Source organism: Pyxidicoccus sp. M6 (genome assembly GCF_055568925.1).
Genome location: NZ_CM145714.1, coordinates 10043965 through 10056710 on the forward strand (window position 1 = coordinate 10043965; position 12746 = coordinate 10056710).

3 protein-coding genes are annotated in these 12746 nt (G+C 70.2%); all 3 read right to left on the minus strand.

Annotated elements, in window-relative coordinates; all coding sequences use genetic code 11:
• Window positions 1–24: 24 nt before the first annotated feature.
• Window positions 25–1245 (minus strand): cell division protein FtsZ, encoded by a 1221-nt coding sequence (gene ftsZ, locus ACVTJA_RS39415; protein ID WP_465828116.1) that lies wholly within the window; start codon window positions 1243–1245, stop codon window positions 25–27.
• 332 nt (window positions 1246–1577) lie between these two features.
• The gene (agmC, locus tag ACVTJA_RS39420; RefSeq protein ID WP_465828119.1) at window positions 1578–11186 is read right to left on the minus strand and encodes an adventurous gliding motility protein AgmC; all 9609 of its coding nucleotides are present in this window, start codon (window positions 11184–11186) and stop codon (window positions 1578–1580) included.
• A 291-nt stretch (window positions 11187–11477) separates the two neighbouring features.
• Entirely contained in the window at window positions 11478–12710 is a 1233-nt protein-coding gene (gene ftsA / locus ACVTJA_RS39425; protein ID WP_163995185.1) for a cell division protein FtsA, read from the minus strand.
• Between the last annotated feature and the right edge of the window lie 36 nt (window positions 12711–12746).

The window sequence follows — 12746 nt, forward strand, 5'->3', positions numbered from 1 at the left end:
CGCGCCACCTCCCCGCCGTCCCTGCTACGGCAGCTCCGTCTGGCCCTGACGCCGGAGGAAGGTGGGGATGTCGAACTGGTCCTCGTCCAGCGGCAGCGCGGCGTCCTTCACCACCGCGGTGCGCGTGCTCATGGCCTTGCCGCCCTCCACGGCGGACAGCGGCCGCGGGGCGCCACCCTTGGCGGGCACCAGGCTGGCCACCTCCTCGCGCGCATTGGCGAGGGCCGCCGGCGTCGGACGGGACATGGGCACCTGCACCACCGGCGCCACGGGGCGCGCCTTGGGCGCGTCGCGGTGGACGAAGCCGGTGGCGATGATGGTGATCTTCACCTCGTCCTGAATCTGGTCGTCGATGAGCGAGCCGAAGATGATTTCGGCCTCGCTGTCGGCCGCGTCGTGCACCAGCGTCAGCGCCTCGTTGACCTCCTGCAGAGTCATGTCGCGGCCGCCGGTGATGTTGATGAGCAGGCCGGTGGCGCCGTCGATGGAGACGTCCTCGAGCAGCGGGCTGGAGATGGCCTGCTGCATGGCCGTGAGCGCGCGCTTGTCACCGGACGCGTGGCCGGTGCCCATGAGCGCCAAGCCCTTGTCGCTCATGATGGTCTTCACGTCCGCGAAGTCCACGTTGATGTAGCCGTGGTACTGGATGAGGTCGCTGATGCCCTGCACGGCGTTCAGCAGCACCTCGTCCGCGCGCTTGAAGGTCTCCAGGAGCGGCATGGGCTCGTTGGAGAGCGACAGCAGGCGCTGGTTCGGAATGGTGATGAGGGTGTCCACCGCGGCCTTCAGCTCCACGATGCCCTGCTCGGCCTGCTTGCGGCGCTTGTTGCCCTCGAAGAGGAAGGGCTTTGTCACCACGCCCACCGTGAGGCACCCCAGGCTCTTGGCGATGTCCGCGATGATGGGCGCGGCGCCCGTGCCGGTGCCGCCACCCATACCGGCGGTGACGAACACCATGTCGGCGCCCTCGAGCACCGCGGCAATCTGGTCCCTCGACTCCAGCGCGGCCTCGCGGCCCATCTCCGGATTGGCACCCGCGCCCAGGCCCTTCGTCAGCGTCTGACCGAGCTGGAGGCGCGTCGGGGCCTTGCTCGCCGCGAGCGCCTGCACATCCGTGTTGGCGGCGATGAAGTCGACCCGGTCGAGCTTCGACAGAATCATCGTATTGACCGCGTTGCAGCCGGCCCCACCTGCCCCCACGACCCGAATCTTGGCGGCCTGCTTGTTCTGATCGAACTGATCCATGGCGGTCCTTTCAGCTGGAGCGGCGCGGTGCAGCGCGCGCACTCCCAACCTCCACAATCATCAGCAAGTCCCGCTCTTTGGCAAGTATTCCGCTACGCGCCTGTAGCAGGATGCGTCACCTCCGAGTCCTGACGCGCACTTACGCAGCGACTCCGCGTGCACGCGGTGCGGCGCGGTGGGTGCACTTCACCTCTTGACTCGCGAAAAGCGGTACGCCTCCGCGGGTCGGAATCACGCGTGGGTTGAAACGCGAAGGGTGGTCCCGGAGCCATGTCCAGGACCACCCTCGCGCATCATCCGGTAGTGCTCACCGGGCCGTCATGGCCGGTACTTCACTGGGCCTCGCGCTCCACCTCCACCTTGCCCACGCGGAGGATGGTGAACTCCACGCGGCGGTTGTTCTCGCGGCCCGCCGCCGTCTTGTTGGTGTCCACCGGCTTCGTCTCGCCATAGCCCACCGCCTCCAGGCGCACCGGGAGGATGCCCTCGGTGACCAGGAACTGGCGCACGTTGGCGGCGCGGCGCTGGGACAGGTCGAGGTTCATCGCGTCGTTGCCCTGGTCGTCGGTGTGGCCCTCGATGCGGACGAGCTCCACCTGCGGGTTGGCGCGCAGCACCGCGGCCACCTGCTTCAGCAGAGGGAAGGAGCGCGCGAGGATGACGTCCTTGCCCGTGGCGAAGTAGACCTTCTCCAGGATGAGGATGCGCTCGCCGTCCACGAGCACCTTCACCTTGCCCTTGTCCGGGCAGCCATCCTCGTCCTCCACGCCGTTGATGACCTCGGCCTCGTTCGGGCACTTGTCCACGACGTCCGCGAAGCCGTCCTTGTCGTTGTCCGGGTCGGGGCAGCCGTCCTCGTCCTGGAAGCCGTCCTTGTCCTCGGCCCGAGCGGGGCACGCGTCGTCCGGGTCCAGCAGGCCGTCGCCATCCGAGTCCATCGGCGGGGGCACCTCGTCCGGGCAGCCGTCCTCGTCCTGGAAGTCGTTCTTCGACTCCGGGGCGTTGATGCACTTGTCGGCGCCGTCGAGGATGCCGTCCTGGTCGTTGTCCGGGTCGGGGCAGCCGTCGGAGTCCTCGAAGCCGTCCTTGTCCTCGGCCTCCACGGGGCAGCGGTCCTGCGGGTCCATCAGGCCGTCGCCGTCGGTGTCCACCGGCGCGGGCGGGGCGACATGCTCGGGCTCACGCGAGGGCGGCGGGCTATAGCTCAGGCCCGCGAGGACGCGGAAGCCCGGCGTGCCATAGCCGCGCGTGAGGCCGGGGCCGGCGCCCAGGTGCGCGGAGAGGCCGCTCAGCGCGCGGTACTTCAGCGCCGCCAGCAGCTCCAACGGGCGCTCCTCGACGTCCTGCTCCTTGAAGCCGATGGCGCCCACCAACGTGGCCTCGGCGGACAGCGGCACGTCGCGAAGGGTGAAGGGCAGCTCCGCGCCGACACCGAAGGCCAGCGCGTTGCCCGTCACCAGGTTGCGAAGCTGCTGCTGCTTGCGGAGGTCCACGCCCAGGTTGGCGGCGAGGCGCAGCCGCTGGCCATACTCGGCCACCAGGCGCGGCTGCACGCCAACGCCCGAGCCTCCGAGGAAGTCCGAAGCGCCACCGGTGGGCAGAATCACCGGCACCACCAACGCGAGGCCGAAGGAGTCCCTTTCGAACAGCCGCGCCTTGGGCACCAGGCGCAAATCACCGATGCCTCCCGAGCCCACGCCGTTGGAGAAGCTGGAGTCCACCTGCGGCGCCGGCTCCGAGTCCTGCAACGTCACCGGCAGCAGCACGCCGAGCTCGAAGCGGTCGAACAGGCCCACCGCGCCCATCAGGTCCAGGCCCACCTGGCTGCGCACCAGCGCGGTGATGAACCGGTCCTGCCTCGGGTCGAGGAAGTCGAGCGGCTTGTCGCCGTAGTTGAGCGACAGGCCCACGTTCCAGTTGAGGTGGCTCTGCACGCGGGCGCTGTGCACGCCGAGGATGTCCCCGGCGCCCGGCCCCGGCTTGTACTGCTGCACGTCGATGGCCTGCGAAGCCGGCACCTGCGCCGCGGCCGCCGGAGCGACCAGCGCGCCCGTGAGGGCCACGCCACCGGCCGCACCCGCCACCAGCGCCCGCGCGGACCGCCGGCCCGCGCGGCGCAGGCGGCCCAGCAGCGGCAGCGCGAGGAGCAGCAGCGCCAGCGGAGCGAAGGTGCCCGCCCCACCCGTGCTGCAGCCACGGCCCACGACAATGAAGTCATCCATGGCGTCCAGCGGGTTGCTTCCGCCATTGACCTCTTCACCGTCGTTGGCGCCGCCCTGGTCCGTGTCGCGGTTGTTCGGGTCCGTCTCGCCGTTGTCGAGGCCACCGTTGTGGTTGGCGTCCTCCACGCCGTCCTGCAGACCGTCGTCATCCGAGTCCGCATCGAGCGGATTGGTGGGGTTGGCGCCCCGCACCTCGGTGCCGTCGTTCAGGCTGTCGCCATCGGTGTCCGCCTTGTTCGGGTCGGTCTCCGTCGTGCCCACGCGACCGTTGTGGTCCGCGTCCTCCTCGCCGTCGTTGAGCCCGTCGCCATCCGTGTCCGCCTTCTTCGGGTCGGTGGTGGTGCTCGGGTCGTCATCCGGGCGGAAGTTGGGCGACGAGGTGTCGGTGTCAGCCGGAGCGTTCTCCAGCGTCACACCGCGCTCCGTGCCGTCGAGAATGCCGTCGTTGTCGCTGTCCGGGTCCCTGGCGTCGATGAGGCCGTCGCCGTCCGTGTCGGTCAGGCCGTCCACGCCGTCCAGCACGCCGTCATCGTCCGTGTCCGCATCGTGCGGGTCGGTGCCCAGCTCGATTTCGGTGTCGTCATCCACACCGTCACCGTCCGCGTCCTTGTCGTCCGCAGCCGCCAGCGGGTCGGTCTCGTCCTCGTCCACGCGGCCGTTGTGGTTGGCGTCCTCCACGCCGTCGCGCACGCTGCCACCGTCGGTGTCGGCGTTGAGCGGATTCGTCGTGGTGCTCGGGTCCGCGTCCGGCGTGAAGTGCGCCGGGTCGGTGTCGTCGCCCTCCGGCTGCGTCAGGCCCAACTCCAGGCCGTCCGTCAGGCCGTCGCCGTCCGTGTCCGCGATGTTCGGGTCCGTCTCATTGGCGTCGACGATGCCGTCGTGGTCGGCGTCCTCCGTGCCGTCCATGAGGCCGTCGTCGTCGGAGTCGTCGTCCAGCGGGTCCGTCTCGCCGACCTTGACCTCGATGCCGTCCGTCAGGCCGTCACCGTCCGTGTCCGGGTTGTTCGGGTCGGTGCCGAGCGCAATCTCCTCGGTGTCCGTCAGGCCATCGCCGTCCGTGTCGGCGGCGACCGCCCAGGTGTACGTGGCCGGCGTCGGGTCCACGTTGCCCGCCCCATCCACCGCGCGCACCGCCAGCGTGTGGTTGCCCGAGGCCAGGCCCGTGAAGGTGCTCGGGTCGGAGCACGGCACGAAGGCCGCGCCGTCCACGCGGCACTCGTAGGCCACGCCACCACCCGTCTGGTCGAAGTCGAAGGTGGCCGTGGTCGGCGCGTCCACCAGCACCGGGCCGCTGACGATGACCGTATCCGGCGCCGTGGTGTCCACCGTCCACGAGTACGTAGCCGGCGTCGGGTCCACGTTGTCATCCGTGTCCCGCGCACGCACCGCCAGGATGTGCTCACCCTCGGCCAGGCCGTTCAGCGTGTATGCCGCGGGGCACGCGGTAAAGGCCGCGCCATCCAGGCTGCACTCGTACGTCACCGGCGACTCGTCCGAGCCGAACCCGAACGTCGCGCTCGTGCTGTTCGTCAGCGCCGGGGGCGTGGACGTGAACAACGTGTCCGGCGGCAGCGCGTCCACCGTGAACGCGTGCGTCACGGGCTGGCTGGTATTGCCCGCCTCATCCGTGGCCGTGACGGTGACGGAGTGCGGGCCTTCCGCCAGCACCGTGCCCACCGGCAGCGTCCAGTTGCCGCCGGCATCCGCCGTCACCGTGCCCACCGGGACGCCGTCCACCACCACCGTCACCGTGGCGCCCGGCTCCGTCGTACCGGAGTACGTCACCTGCGGATTCGTCAGCACCGCGCCACTGGCGGGCGTGGTGAGCGTCACCACCGGCGCCTGCGTATCCACCGTCCACGTGTGCGTGGCCGGCGTCGCGTCCACGTTGCCCGCCGCGTCCACCGCGCGCACCGCGAGGGTGTGGTCGCCGTCGGCCAGCGGGCCGAAGCTCGCCTGCGCCGGGCAGGCCGTGAAGGGCCCGCCGTCGAGCGAGCACTCGTACGTCACCGGGCTCTCGTTCGAGGAGAACGTGAAGTTCGCCGTCGTCTCGCGAGTCAGCACCGCCGGGCCGCTGTCGATGGCCGTGTCCGGAGCGGACGTGTCCACCGTGAAGGTGGAGGTCGCCGGACCGCTCGTGTTGCCCACGTTGTCCACCGCCACCACCGAGATGGTGTACGGGCCATCCGCCAGCGTCGCCGGAGGCGTGAAGGTCCAGTTGCCCGAGGCATCCACCGGGATGGGGCCATACGTCACGCCGTTGAGCGTCAGCGTCACCGAGGTGGCGCCGTCCGCCGTACCAGAGATTGTCACCACGCCCGAGTCCAGCACCGCGCCGTTGGCCGGCGTGACGATGACGGGCACGGCCGGAGCCGTCAGGTCCACCGTCCACGTATAGGTGGCCGGCGTCGGGTCCACGTTGCCGGCCGCATCCACCGCGCGCACGGCCAGCGTGTGCTCACCCTCGGCGAAGCCCGCGAAGGTGTCCGGGTCGGTGCACGGCACGAAGGTCGCGCCGTCCACGCTGCACTCGAAGGTGGAGCCCGGCTCGGAGGCCTCGAAGTCGAAGGTGGCCGTCGTGGAGTTGGTCACCAGCGCGGGGCCCGAGTCGATGAGCGTGTCGGGCTCGGCGGTGTCCACCGTCCACCGGTGCTCGGCGGGCGTCGGGTCCACGTTGCCCACCGCGTCCACCGCGCGCACCAGCAGCACGTGCTCGCCGTCAGCGAGGCCCGTGAAGGTGCTGGGGTCCGTGCACGGCACGTAGGAAGCGCCGTCGAGGCTGCACTGGTAGGAGACGCCACCGCCCGTCTGGTCGAAATCGAAGGTGGCCGACGTCGCGTTGGTGGGCGAGGCCGGGCCGGAGACGATGAGCGTGTCCGGGCCCGTCAGGTCGACGATGAAGGTGCTCGTCACCGGGCCGGCCGTGTTGCCCGCCGCGTCCACGCTGGTGGCCGTCACCGTGTACGGGCCCTCGGCCAGCGGCACGGGCACGGTGAAGGTCCACTCGCCCTGGGCATTCACCGGAATCGGGCCATACGTGGCGCCGCCCAGCTCCAGGAAGATGCTGCTGCCTGGCTCACCGGTGCCGGTAACCGTGGGCGTCGCGGTGCCCACCGTGTCGCCGTCGGCCGGAGATTCGATGGTGGGCAGCGTCGGCGCCGTCAGGTCCACCGTCCACGCGTACGTGGCCGGCTCCGGGTCCGCCGTGCCAGTCGAATTGACGGCGCGCACGGCCAGCGTGTGGTTGCCCTCGATGAGGCCCGTGAAGGTGCTCGGGTCGTTGCACGCCGTGAAGGCCGCGCCGTCCAGGCTGCACTCGTAGCGCACGCCGCCGTTCACCTGGTCGAAGTCGAAGGTGGCGGACGTCGCGTTGGTGCGCGAGGCCGGGCCGGAGACGATGAGCGTGTCCGGCGCGGTGGTGTCGACGAGGAAGTCATGCGACGTCGCCTCGCTGATGTTGCCCGCGGCATCCGTCGCCGTGGCGTCCACCGTGTGCGAGCCGTCCGTCAGGTCCGTCGTCTCCACGATGCTCCAGCGGCCGTTACCATCCGCGGTGACGGTGCCCACCACGCGGCCGTCCACCGTCACCGTCACCTGGGCGTTGGGCTCGGCGGTGCCCTGGTACGTCGGGCGGCGCGTGGCCACCGTCGCACCGTCGGCCGGGCGCTCGATGACCGGCGCGTCCGGACGCACCGTGTCCACGATGAAGCCATTCGTGTTGCTCGGCTCGCTGACGTTGCCCGCCGCGTCCATGGACGTGGCGACCACCGTGTGCGGGCCCTGCTCCAACGCCACCGGGCTGGGGAAGCTCCACGCACCCGAGGCATTCACCGGCGCGGTACCCAGCACCTGGCCGTCCACCACCACCGTCACCACCGTGCCCGGCTCCGCCGTGCCGGTGAACGTCGGCTGCTGCGTCGGCACCACCGAGCCATCCGCCGGAGCCGTCACCACCGGGCGCGTGGGCGCCGTGCGGTCCACCGTCCAGGAGTACGTCGCCGGAGTCGGGTCCACGTTGCCGGCGCTGTCCACCGCGCGAACCGCCAGCGTGTGACCGCCCTCCGAGAGACCCGTGAAGGTCACCGGGTCCGTGCAGGCCGCGAAGGCCGCGCCGTCCAGCGAGCACTGATACGTCACCGGGCTCTCGTTGGAGCTGAAGTCGAACGTCGCCGTGGTGGCGTTGGTCATCAGCGCCGGGCCGGTAACAATCGTCGTATCCGGCGCGGTGCGGTCCACCGTCCAGGTGTGAGTCGCCGGAGTCGGGTCCACGTTGCCGGCCGTATCCACCGCGCGAACGGCCAGCGAGTGGTTGCCATCGGCCAGCCCCGTGAAGGTCACCGGGTCCGTGCAGGCCGCGAAGGCCGCGCCGTCCAGCGAGCACTGGTACGTCACCGGGCTCTCGTTGGAACTGAAGTCGAACGTCGCGCTGGCGCTGTTCGTCAGCGCGGGCGGGCCGCTCACAATCGTCGTGTCCGGGGCAGTGGTATCCACCGTCCACGAGTACGTCGCGGGCGAGGGGTCCACGTTGCCCGCCGCATCACGCGCACGCACCGACAGCGTGTGGCCACCCTGGGCCAGGCCCGTGAAGGTCACCGGGTCCGTGCACGCTGTGAAGGCCGCGCCATCCAGCGAGCACTCATACGTCACCGGGCTCTCATTGGAGCTGAAGTCGAAGGTGGCCGTGGTGGCGTTCGTCACCGTGGCCGGGCCGCTCACAATCGTCGTGTCCGGAGCGCTGCGGTCCACCGTCCAGGTCCGCGTGGCCGGCGTCGGGTCCACGTTGCCCGCCGCATCCACCGCGCGAACAGACAGCGTGTGGCTGCCATCCGCGAGGCCCGTGAAGGTCACCGGGTCCGTGCACGCCGCGTAGGTGCCATTGTCGAGCGAGCACTCATACGTCACCGGACTATCAGGCGAGCTGAAGTCGAACGTGGCGCTGGTCGAGGTCGTCGAGCCCGTGGGGCCGCTGTCGATGACCGTGTCCGGAGGCACCGTGTCGACGGTCCACGTGTACGTGGCCGGCGTCGGGTCCACGTTGCCGGCGCTGTCCGCCGCGCGAACCTGGAGCGTGTGGCTGCCGTTCGACAGGCCCGGGAAGGTCTGCGGGTCCGCGCACGGGGTGAACAGCGCCGCGCCGTCCAGGCGGCACTCGTAGGTGACGGGGCTCTCGTTGGAGCTGAAGTCGAAGTTGGCCACCGCCGAGTTCGACATCAGCGGTGGAGTGCTGGTGAACGAGGTGTCCGGAGCCACCGTGTCGACCGTCCACGAGCGGGTGGCGGGCGTCGGGTCCACGTTGCCCGCCGCATCCACCGCGCGCACCGCCAGGGTGTGGTTGCCCTGGGCGAGCCCCGTGAAGGACTGCGGGTCGGTGCAGGCCACGAAGGCCGCGCCGTCCAGCGAGCACTGATACGTCACCGGACTCTCGGGCGAGTTGAAGTCGAAGTTGGCCGTCGTGGAGGCCGTCACTCCGGACGGGCCGCTCACGATGATGGTGTCCGGAGGCGTGGTGTCCACGCGCCACGCGTAGGTGGCGGGCGTCGGGTCCACGTTGCCGGCGGCGTCCACCGCGCGAACGGCCAGCGTGTGGTTGCCGTCCACCAGCCCCGTGAAGGACTGCGGGTCCGTGCAGGCCACGAAGGAAGCACCGTCCAGCGAGCACTGGTACGTCACCGGGCTCTCGTTGGAGCTGAAGTCGAAGTTGGCCGTGGTGGCGCTCGTCACCGCCGCGGGGCCGCTGTCAATCGTCGTGTCCGGAGCGGTCTGGTCCACCGTCCAGGAATACGTCGCCGGAGTCGGGTCCACGTTGCCCACAGCGTCACGCGCACGCACCGACAACGTGTGGTTGCCCACGGCCAGGCCCGTGAAGGTCACCGGATCCGCGCAGGCCGTGAAGGCCGCGCCATCCAGCGAGCACTCGTACGTCACCGGGCTCTCGTTGGAGCTGAAGTCGAAGGTGGCCGTCGTGGCATTGGTCGACGCGCCCGGACCGCTGACAATCGTCGTATCCGGCGGCATGTTATCCGTCACCACGTTGAACGTGTTGGTGTTGCTGACGGGGCTGGTCACTCCCTGCAGCTCGGCAATCGCGTTCACGGTGTGCGTCCCGTTCGTCAGGTCGGACGTCGGGGTGAACGTGAAGTTGCCCGAGGCGTCGGCCGTCACGCGGGCCAGCTCGACACCGTCGACGGAGATGACCACCGTCGAGCCCGCAGGCGCCGTGCCCGTGAAGGGAGGACGGTTCCCAACCGTGGAGCCGTTGGCGGGCGTGATGACGACGGGCGCGGCCAGCGGGCCCGGGAAGGCGTTCGGCAGGAGGGTGACGACGCCCGGGTTGCCAGCCACCGAGCCATACGTGACGCCATCCGGAGCGCCCGCGGCGGGCTGCGTGCCCGCCGCACCACCGGTGACCGCGGGGGTGCAGGTAATGGTGGAGCCCTGCATCAGCACGTGCCCGCCGCCGCCGCCGCCGCCGGTGCCATGGGGCTCGGCGAAAATGGAGCTTCCTCCCGCGCCGCCCCGGGCCGTCACGGTGTTGGCGCCGCACGTGAGAGTCCCCGTGAAACGGAGGTAGAGGGTGCCACCCGCGCCGCCGCCGCCGGCCGCGTCGTTGCCACCGCCTCGCGCGTTCTCGCCCGCCACGCCATCCGCGGAAATCGTCCCCACGCCCGTCAGCGACGCGGCACGAATGAACACGATGCCGCCGCCCGCATTACCCCGGCCGCCCAGGTTGTCGTTGCCGTGTCCCGAGCCACCACCGCCACCGAAGAGCACGTGGTCCACGGGCGAATACGTCATCGGCACGCCGCCACGGCCTCCCACGTCGCGCGCCGGAAAGGCCTCCCCGCTCCACGTGCGTCCGCCCTTGCCACCCGAGCCAGCGCCGCCACCGCCACCGCCGCCCGAGTTATGGCAGATGCCACCACCCGCTCCGTTGGCCACGTTGCCATAGCCCGTCGTCCCCACCGGAGGCGGGAACGGGTCGAGCCCGGTGAAGCGGGAGGGCACCACACCCTCTCCCTTCAACGCGCCATCCGGGAACTCCGCATCGAACCCGTTGCAGCCATCCCCCTGCCCATTGAGGAAGATGCCGCCACGGAACCCGAGACCCGCCGCGGAGATGCCGCCCGAGTTGTCGACCACGCCCTGCGACAGGAACGCCACGACGCCGCCCGTGGCCCCATCCCAGGCCCGGGCGACGATGCTGCGCGTCGCGTTGATGGTCAGCGTCTGGTACTCGGGAACCATCACCACCTGCGTCACGCTGGCCGCGAAGGACTTCGTGAGCGGCGCGCGGAGGGTGATGGTGAGCGCCCCCGCGGAGACGCTGGTCACACGCGCCAGCTCCCAACGGCCCACCGCGTTGCCAGCCAGGTTGATGCCCGTGTTGTCGCCCGACGCGGGAATGGGATTGAGGCCCGTCGCCTGGAGCAACAGGACCAGGTCGTTGGCCGCGAAGCCCGTCGTGGTGCTCACCGGGATGACGCTCTGCCCGGCCGCCAGGTTCGCCGTCACCTGCGCATAGTTGTTGATGACGGTGCCGGTGCCGGTGTTGATGACCCGGTTGCCATCCTGGCCGTTGCCCAGCCCGAACGTGTCCGGCTCGGCGGACGCGACCGGAGCCACCAGCGCGGCGCACAGCAGCGCCAACAGGCCCGCGGCAGGCAGGCAGGCACGTACGCGCCGGGCCGGCGAAGTGGGGGGGTGGGTGTGCTCGTTCATGGGGGCAGCGCCGCACGGGGTGGAATGGGGGTCCCGGCAGCAACGGCCGCACAAAGCAATCCCGAAGCCAGCCCCCGTCCACCTCGTGCCCCTCGCGTTTCCGAGGGCTTCGACGACCCACCCCCCCCGCATCCCCGAGGACAATCCGAATCACGGATCCAGATTCTGGAAACCGGACAGCTTGACGCCCCAACTGGGCGCGAGAGGCCCCTCACGGGCCGGAACGCAAGAAGGGGCGCCCCTCGCGGAGCACCCCTTCGCATGCGGCGGCAGGCAGGCAGGCTCAGGCCGTCAGAAGATTTCCTCGAGCCACTCGCGCATGCGGCCCTTCACCTTCTTGTACACGTTCTCCTCGCGGATGCGGAACATGCGCCGGTCCAGGTGCTTGGCGCCGTAGACGACGAGGCCCACGCCCGTCGCGTACATGGGGCTCTTCACCACGTCCACCAGCCCGCCGATGCCGCGCGGCATGCCACGGCGCACCGGCAGCCCGAGCACCTCTTCCGCCAGCTCCGGCATGCCCGCGAGCAGCGTGGAGCCACCCGTAATCACCACGCCCGAGGCGAGCAGGTCCTCGTAGCCGCACTTCTGGATTTCGCGGTGCACGAGCTGGAAGATCTCCTCCACGCGCGGCTCCAGGATTTCGCACAGAATCTGCCGCCCGAGCACGCGCGGCTGGCGGCCGCCCACGCTGGGCACCTCGATGGTGTCGTCCTTGTTGATGAGGGACGCCAGCGCGCAGCCGTACTTCTGCTTGATGCGCTCGGCCTCGTGCGCGGGCGTGCGCAAGCCGATGGCGATGTCGCTGGTGAGGTTGTTGCCGCCCAGCGCAATCACCGCCGTGTGGACGATGGAGCCGCCGGAGAAGATGGCGATGTCCGTGGTGCCGCCGCCGATGTCGACGAGGCACACGCCCAGCTCCTTCTCGTCCTCACCCAGCACCGCCTCCGCGCTGGCCAGCGGCTGCAGGACGATGTCCGAGACATTCAGCCCCGTGCGGTTGGCGCACTTGACGATGTTCTGCGCGCTCGAGACGGCCCCGGTGACGATGTGCACCTTGGCCTCCAGGCGCACGCCCGCCATGCCCAGCGGCTCCTTGATGCCGCCCTGGTCGTCGATGATGAACTCCTGCGGCAGGACGTGGATGACCTCCCGGTCCAGCGGAATGGCCACCGCCTTCGCCGCGTCGATGACGCGGGCGATGTCCGCCTCGCGGACCTCCTTGTCCTTCACCGCGACGATGCCCTGGGAGTTGAAGCCCTTGATGTGGCCACCGGCGATGCCGGTGTAGACGTGGGAGATTTCGGCCCCCGCCATCAGCTCCGCCTCCTCCACCGCGCGACGGATGGAAGAAACCGTCGCCTCGATGTTGACCACCACGCCCTTGCGCAGACCCTTCGACGGGTGCGTACCGATGCCGATGATGTCGATGCCGCTGTCGGTCAGCTCGCCGACGATGGCGCAGATCTTCGTCGTGCCGATGTCGAGGCCGACGATGATCTCCCCCGACTTCTGCTTCGCCATGACAACCCTCCCAGGCCCCCCACTCTCGTGAAAGGG